This window comes from Kribbella sp. NBC_00889, assembly GCF_045207705.1.
GTDB lineage: Bacteria > Actinomycetota > Actinomycetes > Propionibacteriales > Kribbellaceae > Kribbella.
In genome coordinates, this window is record NZ_CP108783.1 from 7,853,760 (window position 1) to 7,870,044 (window position 16,285).

The 16,285-nt window shown below is 69.2% G+C and carries 20 protein-coding genes; 12 read left to right on the forward strand and 8 right to left on the reverse strand.

The genetic code is table 11. The features are described from left to right. Positions 1 to 105: 105 nt before the first annotated feature. The 3 genes from OG817_RS38580 (at position 106) to OG817_RS38590 (ending at position 3,109) form a co-directional block, all read left to right on the forward strand. Positions 106 to 1,329, forward strand: a complete 1,224-nt coding sequence (locus OG817_RS38580) for a M4 family metallopeptidase (protein ID WP_406049889.1) — start codon at positions 106 to 108, stop codon at positions 1,327 to 1,329. A 45-nt stretch (positions 1,330 to 1,374) separates the two neighbouring features. Next, positions 1,375 to 1,902: an NADPH-dependent FMN reductase gene (locus OG817_RS38585; protein ID WP_396397125.1), complete on the forward strand. Its 528-nt coding sequence runs from the start codon at positions 1,375 to 1,377 to the stop codon at positions 1,900 to 1,902. Positions 1,903 to 2,089: 187 nt separating this feature from the next. Next, positions 2,090 to 3,109 (forward strand): LLM class flavin-dependent oxidoreductase, encoded by a 1,020-nt coding sequence (locus OG817_RS38590; RefSeq protein WP_406049890.1) that lies wholly within the window; start codon positions 2,090 to 2,092, stop codon positions 3,107 to 3,109. A gap of 82 nt (positions 3,110 to 3,191) precedes the next feature. Here the strand turns inward: OG817_RS38590 and OG817_RS38595 are convergent, their stop codons facing one another. Further along, positions 3,192 to 3,719 carry an Lrp/AsnC family transcriptional regulator gene (locus OG817_RS38595; protein WP_406049891.1) on the reverse strand — a complete coding sequence of 176 codons (528 nt, stop codon included), beginning with the start codon at positions 3,717 to 3,719 and terminating at the stop codon, positions 3,192 to 3,194. A gap of 133 nt (positions 3,720 to 3,852) precedes the next feature. Here OG817_RS38595 and OG817_RS38600 point away from each other — a divergent pair, with 133 nt between their 5' ends. After that, on the forward strand, positions 3,853 to 5,013 hold the full coding sequence (locus tag OG817_RS38600) for a trans-sulfuration enzyme family protein (protein ID WP_406049892.1): 1,161 nt from the start codon (positions 3,853 to 3,855) through the stop codon (positions 5,011 to 5,013). A 105-nt stretch (positions 5,014 to 5,118) separates the two neighbouring features. Here OG817_RS38600 and OG817_RS38605 read toward each other — a convergent pair whose 3' ends face one another. Next, the gene (locus OG817_RS38605) at positions 5,119 to 5,697 is read right to left on the reverse strand and encodes a ClpP family protease (protein WP_406049893.1); all 579 of its coding nucleotides are present in this window, start codon (positions 5,695 to 5,697) and stop codon (positions 5,119 to 5,121) included. 126 nt (positions 5,698 to 5,823) lie between these two features. On the opposite strand from OG817_RS38605, the gene OG817_RS38610 reads away from it, so the two are divergent. The 4 genes from OG817_RS38610 to OG817_RS38625 are packed head-to-tail and all read left to right on the forward strand — an operon-like array spanning position 5,824 to position 8,380. Next, positions 5,824 to 6,180 (forward strand): helix-turn-helix domain-containing protein, encoded by a 357-nt coding sequence (locus OG817_RS38610; protein ID WP_396397116.1) that lies wholly within the window; start codon positions 5,824 to 5,826, stop codon positions 6,178 to 6,180. A gap of 3 nt (positions 6,181 to 6,183) precedes the next feature. Further along, the gene (locus tag OG817_RS38615; protein ID WP_406049894.1) at positions 6,184 to 7,167 is read left to right on the forward strand and encodes a pyridoxal-phosphate dependent enzyme; all 984 of its coding nucleotides are present in this window, start codon (positions 6,184 to 6,186) and stop codon (positions 7,165 to 7,167) included. Positions 7,168 to 7,208: 41 nt separating this feature from the next. Further along, on the forward strand, positions 7,209 to 7,982 hold the full coding sequence (locus tag OG817_RS38620; RefSeq protein ID WP_406049895.1) for a phosphotransferase family protein: 774 nt from the start codon (positions 7,209 to 7,211) through the stop codon (positions 7,980 to 7,982). Next, on the forward strand, positions 7,979 to 8,380 hold the full coding sequence (locus tag OG817_RS38625; protein ID WP_406049896.1) for a GNAT family N-acetyltransferase: 402 nt from the start codon (positions 7,979 to 7,981) through the stop codon (positions 8,378 to 8,380). Before OG817_RS38620 ends, OG817_RS38625 begins: the two co-directional genes overlap by 4 nt. On the opposite strand, the gene OG817_RS38630 is transcribed toward OG817_RS38625, so the two are convergent. Beyond that, positions 8,364 to 9,245 (reverse strand): hypothetical protein, encoded by an 882-nt coding sequence (locus OG817_RS38630; protein ID WP_406049897.1) that lies wholly within the window; start codon positions 9,243 to 9,245, stop codon positions 8,364 to 8,366. The two genes, OG817_RS38625 and OG817_RS38630, sit on opposite strands and share 17 nt — an antisense overlap. 240 nt (positions 9,246 to 9,485) lie before the next feature. Here OG817_RS38630 and OG817_RS38635 point away from each other — a divergent pair, with 240 nt between their 5' ends. Then, complete coding sequence (locus tag OG817_RS38635) at positions 9,486 to 10,622, forward strand: MFS transporter (RefSeq protein ID WP_406049899.1); 1,137 nt, start codon at positions 9,486 to 9,488, stop codon at positions 10,620 to 10,622. A 10-nt stretch (positions 10,623 to 10,632) separates the two neighbouring features. Then, complete coding sequence (locus OG817_RS38640) at positions 10,633 to 11,559, forward strand: DMT family transporter (RefSeq protein ID WP_406049901.1); 927 nt, start codon at positions 10,633 to 10,635, stop codon at positions 11,557 to 11,559. Here OG817_RS38640 and OG817_RS38645 read toward each other — a convergent pair. Then, positions 11,484 to 12,173: a TetR/AcrR family transcriptional regulator C-terminal domain-containing protein gene (locus tag OG817_RS38645; protein WP_406049903.1), complete on the reverse strand. Its 690-nt coding sequence runs from the start codon at positions 12,171 to 12,173 to the stop codon at positions 11,484 to 11,486. The genes OG817_RS38640 and OG817_RS38645 overlap by 76 nt on opposite strands. Positions 12,174 to 12,223: 50 nt before the next feature. On the opposite strand from OG817_RS38645, the gene OG817_RS38650 reads away from it, so the two are divergent. Further along, entirely contained in the window at positions 12,224 to 13,135 is a 912-nt protein-coding gene (locus tag OG817_RS38650) for an SDR family oxidoreductase (protein ID WP_406049905.1), read from the forward strand. Here the strand turns inward: OG817_RS38650 and OG817_RS38655 are convergent. Continuing rightward, a complete protein-coding gene (locus OG817_RS38655) occupies positions 13,132 to 13,932 on the reverse strand; it encodes an MBL fold metallo-hydrolase (RefSeq protein ID WP_406049906.1) in 801 nt (266 codons plus the stop codon). The genes OG817_RS38650 and OG817_RS38655 overlap by 4 nt on opposite strands. A gap of 120 nt (positions 13,933 to 14,052) precedes the next feature. Next, entirely contained in the window at positions 14,053 to 14,649 is a 597-nt protein-coding gene (locus OG817_RS38660; RefSeq protein ID WP_406049908.1) for a LysE/ArgO family amino acid transporter, read from the reverse strand. Positions 14,650 to 14,722: 73 nt separating this feature from the next. Between OG817_RS38660 and OG817_RS38665 the strand changes: the two genes are divergently transcribed. After that, on the forward strand, positions 14,723 to 15,610 hold the full coding sequence (locus tag OG817_RS38665; RefSeq protein WP_406049909.1) for a LysR family transcriptional regulator ArgP: 888 nt from the start codon (positions 14,723 to 14,725) through the stop codon (positions 15,608 to 15,610). Here the strand turns inward: OG817_RS38665 and OG817_RS38670 are convergent. Continuing rightward, complete coding sequence (locus tag OG817_RS38670) at positions 15,561 to 15,707, reverse strand: hypothetical protein (protein WP_406049910.1); 147 nt, start codon at positions 15,705 to 15,707, stop codon at positions 15,561 to 15,563. The genes OG817_RS38665 and OG817_RS38670 overlap by 50 nt on opposite strands. Positions 15,708 to 15,748: 41 nt before the next feature. Continuing rightward, a complete protein-coding gene (locus tag OG817_RS38675) occupies positions 15,749 to 16,252 on the reverse strand; it encodes a GNAT family N-acetyltransferase (protein ID WP_406049911.1) in 504 nt (167 codons plus the stop codon). Between the last annotated feature and the right edge of the window lie 33 nt (positions 16,253 to 16,285).

Here is a 16,285-nt window from a genome sequence, read left to right on the forward strand (position 1 = left end):
CCATACAAATCGTTGAGTTTATCCTCCTTCCCGGCGTTTTTGTACTGCCGCAGTTTTTCGGCCCGTCCCCTGTCCCCGGATCGGCCGGTCGGGCACGATCGGAGGATGGTGTTCCACTACATCGTCCCGCCGTACCTGCTCGAGCAGCTCGAGCAAGCCGTGGACGACCCCAGCCTCCGCGCCCGCTTCCGCCAGTCGCTGCAGCACGACGCCGTACTGCGAACACGCCGGGCGACTGGAGCCGCTGCCGCCGAGCCTGCGGCCGAGTCGGGTGGACTGCAACGCGCCGTGTACGACGCGGAGAACCGGACGAACCTGCCGGGTACGCCGGTGCGCGCCGAGGGCGAGGATCCGGTCCAGGACGAGTCCGTGAATCAGGCGTACGACGGGACCGGCGCGACCTGGACGATGTTCAGGGAGTGCTTCGGCCGTGACTCGATCGACGGCGACGGGCTGGCGCTGACGTCGTCGGTGCACTACGACCGCGGCTATGCGAACGCGTTCTGGGACGGCGCGCAGATGGTCTTCGGTGACGGTGACGGCGAGATCTTCGGCGGGTTCACCGGGTCGGTCGACGTCACCGGGCACGAGCTGACCCACGGCGTCACGCAGTACACCGCGAACCTCGCGTACGAGGGGCAGTCGGGCGCGCTGAACGAGAGCATCTCCGACGTCTTCGGCTCGCTCGCGAAGCAGCACAACCTCGGCCAGAGCACCGAGGAGGCCGATTGGCTGATCGGCGCTGGGCTGTTCCAGCCGGGCGTGCAGGGTGTGGCGCTGCGCTCGATGAAGGCACCCGGCACCGCGTACGACGACCCGCGACTCGGCCGCGATCCGCAGCCGGCGCACATGTCGGACTACATCGAGACCGAGGACGACAACGGCGGTGTACACCTCAACTCGGGGATCCCGAACCGGGCGTTCTACCTGACCGCGGCGGCGATCGAAGGCAACGCGTACGACGACGCCGGGAAGATCTGGTACGAGACCCTCACGTCGGGCACGCTCTCCGAGACGGCGACGTTCGCCGAGTTCGCCGAGGCCACTCAGGCGGCCGCGCGGGAGCTCTTCGGCGACGACTCCAGCCAACTCGCCGCGGTCACGGAGGCTTGGCAGACCGTCGGAGTCCTCACAGCGGAGTCGTCGACCACGACCGAGCCCGCTGAGCCGTCTGGTGCCAAGCAGCCCGCGTCGAGGGAGCGCGCCGAGTCCGAGTCGGAGGGACTCATGCGCGCCGCCAAATCGCACCTGCCGTCCAGCAGCCCGCCCGCGCCACCCACACCTCCGCCCGTACCGTCGCCCACCCCACCGTCCGCTTCCGAGGAGTGAACGGAGTTTGACCTCAAGTCGAGTTGAGGTACTAGCGTCCTCAGCGTGACTGTTCATCCGCTGCGGCTCGCGCTGCTCACGCGCAACGTGGACGCCGGGCGATTCGGGACACTGGTCACGGAGTGGTTCGCCCGCGAGGTCGAGCGCACCGACGAGTTCAAGCTCGACCTGATCGACCTCAGCGTCGTACCGCTCACCGAACTGCCGCGGCGGATCGAGGACGCGGACGCTGTCGTGATCGTGACGGCCGAGTACAACCACGCGTACCCAGGCGATCTGAAGGTCGCGATCGACGCGGTCCGCCGACCCTGGTACGCCAAGCCGATCGCCTTCGTCGTGTACGGCGGCCGATCGGGCGGACTGCGTGCCGCCGAGCAGCTGCGACTGGTCTTCGCCGAACTTCATGCGGTGACGATCCGCGACTCGCTGGGTTTCCACGAGGCCGACTTCACCCTGGCCGGCGAACCCACCGACGCGACCACCCCCGCCGCCGCGTCCGCGCTGCTCCGCCAACTGGCCTGGTGGTCCCGCTGCCTACGTGACGCCCGAGCAAACACGCCGTACCCGGCCTGACCTCCCTCCCTCCCTCCCACCCTCCTGCTCCGCGCCGCAGCACCTCCCCGTCTGGTGGGTCCGCCCAGCAGACGAGGGGTTTGCCACCCGTACGCAGCTGGCGAACCCACCATCCGATGGGTGAACCCAGCAAAGAGGAAGGGACAGGGGTGGAATAGCGGGCGAGACCCGGCGGTTGCGACCTGAGGTGAGCTCCGAACCGATACCCCTGTCCGTGCTCGACCTCTCGCCGGTACCGACGGGATCGCGACCGTCGCAGGCGCTGCACGAGACGCTCGAACTCGCGCGGTCCGCTGAGGCCGCCGGGTACCACCGCTTCTGGCTGGCGGAGCACCACAACATCCCGAGCGTGGTCAGCACGAGCCCGGAGGTGATGATCGCGGCCGTCGCCGCGGCCACCTCCACCATCCGTGTCGGCTCCGGCGGCATCATGCTGCCGAACCACTCACCGCTCAAGGTCGCCGAGACGTTCCGCGTCCTCGGCGGTCTGTACCCCGACCGCATCGACCTCGGCATCGGCCGCGCGCCCGGCACCGACCAGCGCACCGCGCTCGCGCTCCGCCGCAGCCGAGAGGCGCTCGGCGCCGACGACTTCCCCGAGCAGTACGCCGAGCTGCGCGCGTACGCCGAGGGCTTCCCGGCCGGCCATCCGTTCGCGCCGATCTCCGCGCAACCGAGCGACGTACCGCTGCCGCCGGTGTGGATCCTCGGCTCCAGCACGTACGGCGGTCAGGCCGCGGCGGCACTGGGGACCGGGTTCGCGTACGCCGGTCACTTCGGGACTCTGGATCCGGCCGGCGTGATCGCGTCGTACCGGGAGATGTTCCAGCCGTCGGACCAGCAGACCGAGCCGCACGCCATCCTCGCCCTGGCCGCGATCGTGGCCGGCACCGAGGAGCGCGCACAGCAACTGGCCCGGGCCAACGCGCTGTCCATGCTCCGGCTCCGCTCCGGCCGTCCAGGTCCGCTGCCCTCGCCGGAGGAGGCCGAGGCCTACCCGTGGTCGGACGCCGAGCTCGCCGCGGTCGAGGAGTGGGCCGGGCTCGTCTCGGTCGGCACCCCGGACCAGGTCGCCGCTGACCTCTCCCGCCGAGCCACCTCCGCCGGCGCCGACGAACTCATCATCACCACGAACATCCACGACCCCGCCGAGCGGCGGAGGTCCTTCGACCTGCTCGCCGGCGCCTGGGGCCTCAAGCCGCGATGAGTGGCGGACCTGCAGCACTCATCAACGCGTGCCGACAGACGATGTCGGCCGCTGCCTGAGCGTGAACCACGCGAGCGCGGCGTCATTGGTGAGTGCTGGAGGTCCGGGGTGTGCCGCGGACGTGCTCGAAGATGAGGCTGGTTTCGGCGTGCACAACCGCCGGGTCGGCGGTCAGGTGATCCAGCACGAACTCGCGGAGGGCGTCCGGCGAGGGCGCGGACACGTGCAGCAGGTAGTCGTTCGCGCCGCTGACGTGGAAGAGCGACAGGACGCCCGGTAGCGCCGGGACCTTGCTGCGGAAGCGGTTGATCTCGTCCCGCGAGTGCGCGCCGATCCGGATCGCGATCAGCGCCTGCAGCGGCTGACCGAGGGCCGCCAGGTCCACGTCGGCGTGGAAGCCGCGGATCACCCCGCGCTCGCGCAGCGACCGTACCCGGGTCAGGCAGGTCGACGGCGCGATCCCGGTCGCTTCCGCCAGCGCGTTGTTCGGCATCCGCCCGTCGGCGGTGAGCAGCCGGACCAGCTCCCGATCCACCTCGTCCAGCCCGCCGGGCCCGGACCCGGGCGCGGCCCGCGGCGCCGGTCCGGGGCTCCGACGATCCTTCGGCATGGCACCACTGTAGGGCTCCTCCACAGAATCCACAGCGTGTGGATGAACCTGTGGATGAATTTTCTTCGGAACTCTTGCGTCAGATCCGCAGAAGATTCCATCCTTGGTCACGCCAAGCGTCCGAGGAGGCTCGATGACCCAGCTCGACACGCGGTCGGTCCACGCCGGTCGCGACGACCTCACCGCCCTCGGCGTCCACGTGCCGCCGATCGACCTCTCCACGACTTATCCACTGCCGGATGTGGACAGCGGCGGGACGTCGTACGACGCGCTGGCGCAGGGCAACGGCCCGGACGGCGGCAGCCTCGTCTACCAGCGGCTGTGGAACCCGACCGTCGCGCGCTTCGAGAACGCTCTGGCGGAGCTCGAGCAGACCGATGGTGCGGTCGCGTTCGGCAGTGGCATGGCCGCGCTCACCGCCTGTCTCCTCGCTACCGTCGCGGCCGGCAAGCCGCACGTGGTCGCCGTACGCCCGCTGTACGGCGGCTCCGACCACCTGTTATCCACAGGCCTGCTGGGTACGACGGTCAGCTGGGTCGACGTCACCGGGATCGGTACGGCGATCCGGCCGGACACCGGACTGGTGATCGTGGAGACGCCGGCCAACCCGACTGTGGAGCTGGTGGACATCGCCGCGGTGGTCCGGCAGGCGGGCGACGTACCGGTGCTCGTGGACAGCACGTTCGCGACCCCGGTTCTGCAGCAGCCGGCTCGGCACGGGGCAAGTCTGGTGTTGCACTCTGCAACGAAGTACCTCGGCGGGCACGGCGACGTGATGGGTGGCGTCGTCGCGGCCGGCGTGGAGTGGATCGGCCGGCTGAGGCAGATCCGCGCAGTGACTGGTGGCCTGCTGCACCCGTTGGCGGCGTACGAACTGCACAGGGGACTGCAGACGCTGCCGGTGCGAGTGCGGGCGCAGCAGGCGACCGCCATCAAAGTGGCGGACTGGCTCACCGCCCAGCCCGCCATCGAGAAGGTCCACTACCCCGGGCTCTCCGATCCCCAAGAACTGATCGGCCGCCAACAATCCGGCCCAGGCGCCGTCCTCGCCTTCACCCTGACCGGCGGCTACGAGCCGGCGGCCTATGTCGCCGGCGCTCTCAAGCTCATCACTCACGCGGTGTCGCTGGGCGGCGTGGACACCCTCATCCAGCACCCGGCCGCGCTCACCCACCGCCTGGTCACACCCGAGGCGAAGCCGAGCGATGGCCTGCTCCGCCTGAGCCTGGGACTGGAGGATCCCGAGGACCTCACCGCCGACCTGACCCAGGCCTTAGCCACCACCCTCACCTGACCCACCCCCACCCGACCTGGTCCACGCCACCACCCCCGCCTGACCCGACCCGGGTCCGCTCGGCTCGGTCCTCCCGCCCTATCTTTCACCCTGCTGTTCCGGCCGTCAGGCCGGAACAGGAGTCGGACGCGTGAGCACTCGATCGATGATTCCGTAGTCGCGGGCGGCGGTTGGGGTGAACCAGCGGTCGCGGTCGAAGTCGGATTCGATCCGGGGGAGCGGCTGCCCGGTCCGGTCGGAGATCAGCCGCGCCAAGTCCTCCCGTGCCTTGATCGCCTGCTCCGCCTGGGTCTTGATGTCGCTCGCCGTACCGCCCATGCCCCCGGTCGGCTGATGCATCATGATCCTGGCGTGCGGCAGCGAGTACCGCTTCCCCGGCGTACCGCAGGTCAGCAGCACCTGCCCCATCGACGCGACCATCCCCATCGCGTACGTCGCGACGTCGTTGGTGATGAAGTTCATCGTGTCCAGGATCGCCAGCCCGGCCGAGACCGAGCCGCCGGGCGAGTTGATGTAGAGCGAGATGTCAGCCTTCGGATCCTCGGCGTTCAGCAGGATCAGCTGGGCGCACAGCGCGTTGGCGTTCTCGTCCTTGATCTCGTCCCCGAGGACGAGGATGCGCTGCCACAGCAGCCGCTCGTAGATGTGGCTGTCCAGGTTGTTCGGAAGCTGAAACTGACTCATGCGTCCAGCCTGCGGCGAACCGCGCGGAACCGGGCCGGAATCTGCCCGTGGCAGATCTGCCCGCCGCAGACCTCGTCGAGATGGCACACTCGTTACAGGACTTCATGATGCGAGGAGGGCCACGACGTGTTGCTACGCCAGGTGATAGGGAACGTCTTCCGCCGGTTGCGGCGCGAGCGGGGCATCACCCTGCGTGAGCTCGCCGAGCTGGCCCAGGTGTCGGTGCCCTACCTGTCCGAGATCGAGCGCGGCCGCAAGGAGCCCTCTTCGGAGATCCTCGCCGCGATCTGCCGGGCACTCGACCTCGACCTGTCCGACCTGCTCTCCGAGGTCCAGTTCGACCTGGCCACGGTGGTCCGGTCCACCATGCCGGTCCGCCTGCAGACGGCTGCGATCCGGGTCGAGCAGTCCAGCCCGCAGCGCATCACCTCGTCCCCGCAGGCCTACTCCAGCACGGCACAGGCATTCGCACTGGTCGCCTAGCTGGTGCGCTGGTACAGCAACGCGTCTGCCCAGGCCTGGCGTACGACGCCTGCACCGGCTGAGGTGCAGGCGTTCCACCAGAGCCTGCCCGGCTACCGCCCGACTCCGCTGACGCCGGTCCTCGCACTGGCGTCGGAGTTTGGGGTCGGACAGGTCCTCGTGAAGGACGAGTCGCAGCGGCTCGGCTTGCCCGCGTTCAAGGCGCTCGGCGCCTGGTGGGCGATCCACCGTGCGTTGCAGGAGCGCCCTGGTCAGGTGGAGCTCGTCACCGCGACTGACGGCAACCACGGCCGGGCCGTCGCGCGGCGGGCCACCATGCTCGGTCTGCCGTCACACGTATTCGTACCGGACGTGGTGAGCGACAAGGCGGTCGACGCCATCCGCGCCGAGGGAGCGACCGTGACCGTCGTACCTGACTCGTACGACGCCGCGGTCGCCGAGGCGGCGGCGTACGCGGCGGACGGGCGGCTGCTGATCCAGGACTCTGCGTGGCCCGGGTACGAGGATGTGCCACAGCACGTGGTCGATGGGTACTCGACGCTGTTCCGCGAGATCGAGGTCGAGCCCGATCTGGTCGTCGTACCGATGGGCGTCGGGTCGATCGCCCAGGCAGCGGTCACGCACTATCGCAGTGGCTCGTCTGCCGCGGCTGTGCTCGGTGTGGAGCCGGCCAGCGCGTCCTGCGTCACCACCAGTCTGCTGGCTGGTGAGCTGGTCACGGTGCCGACCGGCAAGACAGTGATGGCCGGCCTGAACTGCGGTACGGCGTCAACCCTCGCTTGGCCTGTACTACGTGCAGGCCTCGACTACGCGGTGACAGTCGACGACGCCGCCGCCCTGCAAGCAGCAGCTGACCTGCGCGGAGCCGGCATCTCCTCCGGCCCGAGTGGAGCCGCCACGCTGGCCGGACTCCGTGCGGCCCGAGAGAACCTGGACCTGCGGCCCGACAGCACTGTCGTCCTGATCAGCACGGAGGCGGCGCAGTAAATCAGGTTCGGCCGGGGACGATCCCCGCCTAGCCTGACGTGATGCCGAACCATGTGAAGCGCCGGTCACCGGCGGAACCGGGATCGATCCCCGCGGTCCTGAACATCTTCGAGTCCGAGGTCCGGTTCTATCGGGAGATCGCGCCGGTCGTCGGCGTCCGGGTGCCCGCCTGTTACGAGTCCGAGGCGAACGCCGAGGGGACGCTGCTGGTGCTGGAGGACCTCTCCGCCTGGGAGCCCGGCGCCGAGCCCGTGGCGGGTGCCAAGGCTCTGCGGGACCTGCACGATCGGTGGATCGGCCGTGCGCACGTGGAGTGGCCGTGGCTGCGGCCACTGGAAGCCGGTGCGGACCTGGTGGCCGCCCTGTTCGATCGGACCTGGCCCCGACTGGCCACCCGCTCAGATCTGTCCGCTCCGGTGCGTGAGGCGGGGGAGCGGCTGGTGGGTCACGTCCTCGACGCTGAGCGCGATGTGGCGCGAGCCGGCGAGCTCACGCTGGCCCACGGCGATGCATCGGCCCAGAACCTGCGGACCGCACCGGATGGCGTGGTCGCGTTCCTGGACTGGGAGGACGTGTCAGCGGCGCCAGGCGCGCTCGACCTGGCGTGGTTCCTGCTGTCGTCGGTGGAGCCCGAGCGCTGGCGTGAGGCGGTGGACGCCTACGGGACGAGCCATGGCCTGGCAGAGGCGATGCCGTCGACGATGGTCCAGGGCTACCTCACGATGGCGGACTACCCGGACGGCTCGGAGCCGGCCGCCGGCTGGAACGCCCGCCTGGAATCGGCCGCTGGGCTGCTCGCACGGGGTCGCGTGTGACTGCGCGCTACGTGGTGCGGTTTCCGGTCGACGACCAGGAGTTGTCGACCCTGCACGCCCTCGCCTTCGGGAGCGACGTCACCGTGCAGCCGTGGGCCGCGCGGTTGGAGCGGCACGCACTCACCTGGGTGGGGGCCTTCAGCAACGACCAGCTGGTCGGATTCGTGCAGGTGTGCTGGGACGGCGGCGCTCACGCGTTCGTGCTGGACACCGCCGTCCATCCGGAGCACGGCCGGCAAGGCATCGGCAAGCAGTTGGTGCTGACCGCCGCCGCGGAGGCGAAGGCCGCCGGGTGTGAATGGCTCCACGTCGACTTCGAGCCACACCTGACGGCGTTCTACCTGGACGCGTGCGGCTTCCGCCCGACGGACGCCGGACTGCTCAAGCTGCGGGGCTGATCGCGGTCAGGCGCTCGGTGGACACGCACGACGTCAGGCAGCGTTCCTTCTGGTCGCCGAGCAGGTCCGCGGTCCAGGTGGTGAAGCCGCCATCACCAAGGCCCTCTCCGTCGCAGCCGATGCTGAGCGCCGTACCGGAGTAATAGTTCTCGCTCTTCGTCCGCTCCGTGTCCTCGGTGAGGCTGATCTTCAGCGCCGGCCGGACCGTATCGTCGATCCGCTCGCGCACCGCGGACGGCCTGAACATGGTGAAGGTGAGATCAGCCGTGTCACCCAGTACGTCGTGCCAGAACCGCAGATGGTCGATCAGCAGCTCGGCCTCGGTCCGGCCCGAACCGGTGTCCCGCGCACTCGAGACCAGCACGAACAGCTGGAAGTGAGCGAACATGCCCGGCCCCTCGAACGGCTGCGCGCGCAGCACCCGCTGGCACGCGGCCAGGTCCACCCGGGCCCGCCCGGCACGTCGTCGTACGGCGGCCTCGATCGCGAGCTCGTTCGTCGGGTCGCTGGCGACCTCGGTACCGCGGATCGTGCTGACCACCTGGTTCTGGTTGATGGTCGACATCGCAGAGCACGTGCCGAGCGGAGTCACCGGGGACAGCTCGACGCCCTCGAACCGGGCCGGCAGTCGCTCCCACAGCCGCTGCTGGGTCTTCACCAGCTGCCGCGGGTCGGCAGGCCCTGGTCGCACGAACCGGTCCTGCTGCCACCGCTGCAGGAGGCGGGCCGGCGTCATCTTGGCGGCTCGCCGGCGGTTCACGTCCAGCAGAACCGACTGCAGTTCGGACTGGCTCAGCCCGTCGATGAGGGCGTCCCGGCTACCATCCGGCAGCTTCGCCCAGAACCGTTCGCTGACATCTTCCATCGCTCTACTCTGACGGACCCGTGTCCCGGACCGCTCCTCATTTTGCGCGGCGGTTATCCACAGGCCGCGGAAATCACCTGCCTGGCGCGGTGATTTCGCCGTATCTTTCAAGACATGAGATTCACCAGCCCGCACCTTTGACCCACTGAGCGCCCCGACCGCCTGCCGACCAGTCTCTCCGCGCGGATTGTCGCGTTCGAGGCGCTGCAGGACTTCATCCCGCTGTATCCGCTCTACCAGTTGCTGTTCGCCGATCACGGCCTGTCGGCTGCCCAGATCTCGACGCTGTTCGTCATCTGGTCGACGACCGGTTTCGTGCTCGAGGTGCCGTCGGGCGCCTGGGCGGACACGTACTCGCGGCGCAAGCTGCTGGTGCTCGGTGCGCTGATCAGCGGGCTCGGGTACGCCGCCTGGATCACGCTGCCGTCGTTCGCCGGCTTCGCCTTGGGATTCGTGCTGTGGGGAACATCCTCGGCGCTGATCTCCGGCACCTTCGAAGCCTTCGTGTACGACGAACTGGTCGCCCGGGACCGCGCTGGTCGATACGCGAGTCTGCTCGGTCGGGCCAGGTCGGCATCCTTCCTGGCGAACCTCGCAGCCACCGCCCTGGCGACACCGCTGTTCGCCCTCGGTGGCTACACCTTGGCCGGCGTCTTCAGTGTGCTCAGCTGTCTAGTTCAGGCCGTCGTCGCATTGACTCTTCCGGAGGCGCCGCCGGCCGAGGCAGCCGCCGACGATGGCTCCGAATCGACGGGTGCCGCGTTCGCGTCGTACCTGGCCATGCTGCGGTCGGGCGTGACGGAGGTGCTGACCGGCCGGACGGTACGTCGGGCGGCCGGCCTGGTCGCCGTGCTCATGGGCTTCATGGCGTTCGACGAGTACTTCCCGTTGCTCGCCCGCGAGGCAGGTGCGTCCACCGGCGCGATCCCGTTGCTGATCGCCGGTACGGTCGCCGCCCAAGCCATCGGCGGCGCGCTGGCGGGAGCGGCGTACAGGTTGCCAGAAGCAACCTTCGCGATCGGTCTGGGGGTGACCGCGGTGCTGATCGCGTGGGGTTCGCTGAGCCGGTCGGCCTGGGGCTTCATCCCGATCGCGGTCGGGTACGGCGTCATGCAACTGGTCATCGTGGTCTCGGAGGCACGCCTGCAGGACTCCATCACCGGACCGGCGCGCGCCACGATCACGTCGGTATCCGGCTTCTTCTCGGAGGTGTTCGCGATCGCGGTCTTCGCGGGGTTCGCGCTCGGTTCGCTCTGGTTCAGCATGGCGATCCTGGTCGCCGCCCTCACCGTGCCGGTGCTGCTGACAGCGTTCGTCGTACCGCTGGCCCTGCCGGCGCCGGTCAATTCGGTATCCGCCGAAGCAACGGAGACCTAGTGTCACAGTCATGAGGAAGCAGGGTGTGCTGATTGCGGGTGCGGCGGCGGTGACGGTGGTGTTGTGGGCATCGGCGTTCGTCGCGATCCGCCATGTCGGCCAGGAGATCTCGGCGGGCGCCCTGTCCCTGGGCAGGTTGCTGGTCGGCAGCGTGCTGCTGGGCGCCTTCGTCTTCACCCGGCCACGCCGCTGGCCGGCGAGGGGCGATTGGAAGCTGCTGCTGGTCTGCGGTCTGCTCTGGTTCGGTCTCTACAACCTCGCGCTGAACGAGGCCGAGCGCCGCCTCGACGCCGGCACGACCGCGATGCTGGTGAACATCGGTCCGTTGCTGATCGCACTGCTCGCCGGTGTCCTGCTGCACGAAGGATTCCCACGTCAGTTGGTGATCGGCAGCGTTGCGGCCTTCGGCGGCGTGGTCCTGATCGGCCTGTCGTCGTCCAGCGGCAGCGCGGAGACGTGGGGTGTCCTGCTGTGTCTGGTGGCTGCGGTGGCGTATGCAATCGCGGTGGTCTCGCAGAAGCCACTGCTGTCTCGGTTGCCCGCGCTGGAGGTGACCTGGCTGTCATGCGTGATCGGTGCGATCGCCTGTCTGCCGTTCGCGCCGACGCTGGTCCGGGAGACCGCCGACGCGCGACCGTCGACCATCTGGTGGATCGTCTTCCTCGGCGCGTTCCCGACCGCGATCGCGTTCACCACCTGGGCTTATGCGCTGGCTCGGACGACGGCCGGCCGGATGGGCGCCACGACATACCTGGTCCCGCCACTGACGATCTTCCTCGGCCGGCTCCTGCTCGACGAAAGCCCTGCGCCGCTGGCCTACCTCGGTGGGGTGCTGTGTCTGATGGGCGTCGCGATCTCGCGCTACCGGCGACGGGTGGCGGCGATGCCCGCGGTGAGCGTGGCCAGCCCGGACTCGAACCCGCTGTCGAAGTCGTAGGCGAGACCCTCGGGGCCTAGCTCACCGACGACCCGCGCTAGTACGGGCGCCTTGCCGGCGGGCAACTGCTCAACCCGAGTGATCAGGTCGGGCGCGAGGTCGAAGTTCTCCGTGCGGACCGACGCCTCGCCGAGCGAGAAGCCGTGGATGAAGTCGACCAGGGTGTTCGCAGCCTCGAAGATCTGCCGCGGTGACAGCCCGGCCCGATCGAGCGCGCGGTAGAACGGCTCCACGACCACCACCACGACCGCCGACACCGCGGACGTGTCCGACAGCACCTGGAGCGCGAGGTTCGGGTGCGCGCGGAGAGCGTTGCGATAGCCCCGGGCGGCGTCCTTCAGTTGCTCGTCCCACGGCACGGAATCACCGGGATCGGGCTGCTCGAGCCCCGCAAAGACCAGCTCCGCCAGCCCGGCCAGCACGGCCGCCTTGTTCGGCAGATGGTGGTACAGCGACATCGGGTTGACCTCGAGGGTCGCGGCCAGTCGCCGCATCGTCAGTGCGTCGATCCCCTCGTCGTCCACGATCCGCAGGGCCGCCGTCAGGATCGTCTCGCGGCTCAGCCGCTCCTCTCCGGCGCGAGGCCGTCCGGACCGCTTGCCCGTGTTAACCATACGTCGTATGGTACATAATCATACAACGTATGGAAGAAGGAGGCGGGCGGATGAAGCCGCTGGCGGGCAAGGTGGCGCTGGTGACCGGGGCGACCCGAGCGGCCGGGCGGGGGATCGCGGTCCAGCTCGGCGCGGCCGGCGCGACCGTGTACGTGACCGGCCGGACCACGCGGGCCGGTCGCTCCGAGATGAACCGGCCGGAGACGATCGAGGACACCGCGGAGCTCGTCGACCAGGCCGGCGGCCACGGCATCGCCGTACCCGTCGACCATCTCGTCCCTGAGCAGGTGTGCGACCTGGTCGACCGGATCGACCGTGAGCAGGGCGCGCTGCACATCCTGGTCAACGACATCTGGGGTCAGCACGGCGAACCCGAGTGGGACAAGACGGTCTGGGAGAGCAACCTCGAGGACGGCCTGCGGCTGCTGCGGCTCGGCATCGACACGCACGTGATCACCAGCCACTACGCGCTGCCGCTGCTGATCAAGTCACCGGGTGGCCTCGTCATCGAGATGACCGACGGCACCAACGAGTACAACGCTCACACGTACCGCGTGTCGTTCTTCTACGACGTGGCGAAGGGCGCGGTCGGCCGGATGGCATTCGCCCTCGCGCACGAACTCGACAAGCACGAGGCGACCGCCGTCCTGATGACGCCCGGGTGGCTTCGATCCGAGGCGATGCTGGAGGGCTTCGGCGTCACCGAGGAGACCTGGCGCGAGGCCACCGAGCGGATCCCGCACTTCGCGATCTCCGAGAGCCCGTCGTACGTCGGCCGCGCGGTGGCCGCGCTGGCGGCGGACCCCGACGTACGCCGCTGGAACGGGAAGTCCACGTCCAGCGGTGAACTCGCGCAGGTCTACGGATTCACCGACCTGGACGGCAGCCGCCCGGACGCATGGCGCTACATCGTCGAGGTCCAGGAACCCGGCAAGCCGGCGGACACCACCGGCTATCGCTAAAGGGTGTACGGCGGACAGGCGGTGTCGCCCGCGGTCGGTGTTGCGAGCGGGTTCGCGTGGCCGTCGAGGGCCGCATGTGGATGCGCGGCCGCGATCGGGATCCCCGACGCGGCCGCCAGCGCGAGCACCTCCCGGCGTGAAGTGACTGCTTGCGCCGGATCACGCTCGTACACATAGATGAGCTCGGGCCACCGCGCCTGCGCCGGATGCACCAGCACGTCACCCCCGAGCACGGCCCGCTCGGTCACCACCGACTGATGCCCGGGCGTATGCCCCGGAGTCGGCACCAACCGCATCCCCCGCAACCCCACCTCGCCGTCCACCATCCGCAACTGACCCGCCTCCGCTACCGGCCGGATCATCCGCTCGTACGTCACCCCGCCGCGCACATGCTCCAGCTCATCCCGCTGTACGACGTACTCCGCCCGCGGGAACCGCGGCGCCGACCCTTCCGCACTCCACCCGACGTGGTCCAGATGCACATGCGTCAACACCACCGCGTCAACGTCATCCACACCCACCCCGGCCGACTCCAGCAGCCTCGGCAACCGCCCAGCCACCCCCAACCACTCCGCCGCCTCGCCACCAGCCGGCCCGACTCCGGCATCCACCAGTACCACTCCGGCGTCGCCAGTCACCAAGTAGCTGTGGAAGTGCAGGAGCCACCCGCCGTCCGACACGTTGCCCGGCATCACGTCCGCTGTCCACGCGGCGTGCTCCTTGCCCCAACCAGGCAACGCATCCGGCACACTCTCGGGAAACACCGCCACCGCATCGCACAAGACGGTCACGTCCACGCTCGATACCTCCTCCCCGCAGAGGTACCGCAGCGAGGGGGTCAGCGGAACAGATACGCGTTGTCCGCCGTCTCCTCGATCGTCGTCCTGGAGGTACAGGTCCAGACACCCGGGAGGTTGTCAGGGCAGGAGGAGCCAGGTGGCGAGGGTTGCCATCAGGATGGCGATGGCGGTGTCGAGGTACTGCCAGGCTCGGGGGCGGGTGAAGACGGGGGTGAGGGTGCGGGAGAAGAAGCCGAGAGCGAAGAACCACGTGAAGCTGGCGGTGACCGCGCCGAGACCGTAGAACCAGCGGCCGTCGGTGCCGCGCTGGTTGGCGAGGGAGCCGAGGAGCACGACAGTGTCGAGGTAGACGTGGGGGTTGAGGTAGGTGAAGGCGAGGCAGGTCAGTACGACGCTGCGGAGCGCGGTGGGGCCGTGGTCGGCGGGGCTGATGGAGCCGGGGTTGAAGGCTCGCTTCAGAGCGAAGGCGGCGTACAGGTAGAGGAAGGCGGCGCCGCCGTACTTCGCCACATCGAGGGCAAGTTGGCTCCGCGTGAGAAGGGCGCCGAGGCCGGCGATTCCGCCGGAGATCAGGAGCGCGTCGGACAACGCGCAGGTGAGGACCACCGGCAGCACGTGCTCACGGCGCAGGCCCTGGCGCAGTACGAAGGCGTTCTGGGCGCCGATCGCGACGATCAGCGACAAGGACGTGGCGAAGCCGGCGAGGAGGAGCATACCTCGACGGTAGACAGTGGACGGCCGGACAAACCAGCTAAAGATTCTGAAGCAGCATTAGGATTGCTTCATCATGCAGTTCGACTCCGCACAGCTCGAGACGTTCGCCGCCGTCGTCGACGAGGGCAGTTTCGACGCGGCGGCGCGGCGTCTGCGGGTGACGCCGTCCGCGGTCAGCCAGCGAATCAAGGCGTTGGAGAGCCGCCTCGGTCAGGTGGTGGTGATGCGCGGCAAGCCGGTGCGTCCGACCGCGGCCGGTGAGGCGCTGCTCCGGCTCGCGCGGCAGGTCTCGCTGCTCGAACTGGAGGCGATCGTCGCGGTCCGCGGCACCGTCGAGGCGCTCCGGCTGCCGATCGCGGTGAACGCGGACTCGCTGAACAACTGGTTCCTGCCCGCGATGCTCGACCTGTCCCAGAGCCTCGACGCCAGGTTCCTGGTCCACCAGGAGGACGAGGAGCACTCGGCCGAGTTCCTCCGCAACGGCACGGTCCTGGCCGCGGTGACGGCCGATCCACGGCCGGTCCAAGGCTGCCGCGTCGTACCGCTGGGCAAGATGCGGTACCTACCCGTCGCGACTCCCGAGTACGCCGAGCGGTGGCTGGCCGGCAAGCCGCTGGCGGATGCGCTCGCCGAGGCACCGATGGTGATCTTCAACGCCAAGGACGTGCTGCAGCACCGGCTGATCCGCAAGGTGACCCGGCGCCGGATGGACCCGCCGGCGCACGCGGTACCGGCTCCCGGCGCCTTCCACCAAGCCGTCCGGATCGGCCTCGGCTGGGGCATGATCGAGGACGAGATCGCGGAGCCCGAGCTGGCCGCCGGCCGCCTGGTGGATGTTGCTCCCGGCAAGTACATCGACGTGCCGTTGTACTGGCAGCACTGGAAGCTGGAGTCGCCCATCCTGGACGCACTCACGGCCGCGGTGCTGCGGGCCGCCGCGGCAGGTCTTCGTACGTCGTGAGCCCGATCGCGTTGCCCACCTTCAGCGGCATCTCGTCGATCATCTTCCGCCACAGCAGGTACGGCAGCATCCGGAGGGTCAGGTTCCGCAGCAGCATGAACCACCTGCTCCATCCCGGACATCGACTGGAGGGCTGAGTTACAGCGGGCGGTGCATCACGTGCAGGCCGACGTACCCGTGCTTGGGGTGGTCGAAGGCTTCCGGCACCGTCCCGATGATGGTGAAGCCGAGCGCTTGCCAGAGGTGTACGGCGGACTCGTTGGTCTCCACCACCGCGTTGAACTGGATCGACCGGAACCCTTCCCGGGCGGCCCAGTCGACCATGTCCTGACCGAGCAGACGGCCGACGCCCTTGCCCCGGGCTGCCGCGTTGACCATGAAGCTCGCGCTGGCGACGTGCGATCCCGGACCCGGGCGGTTCGGGTACATGTTGGCGGTGCCCAGAACAGTGCCGTCGGCATCGACCGCGACCGTGGTCCGGCTGCGCGCGGCGCTCGACGGTGACATCCAGAGCGGGCGGGCCTGCTCCTCGGTCAGCTCCGGGTCGTAGGCGTACGTCTCCCGCGCGGTGACGATCTCGTGGAAGAACGGCCAGATGGCCGGCCAGTCGGCGTCGGTCGCGGTCCTGATCTGCACTGTCATGGTGCGAGAAGCATCACCCGTCAGGCGGCGGAT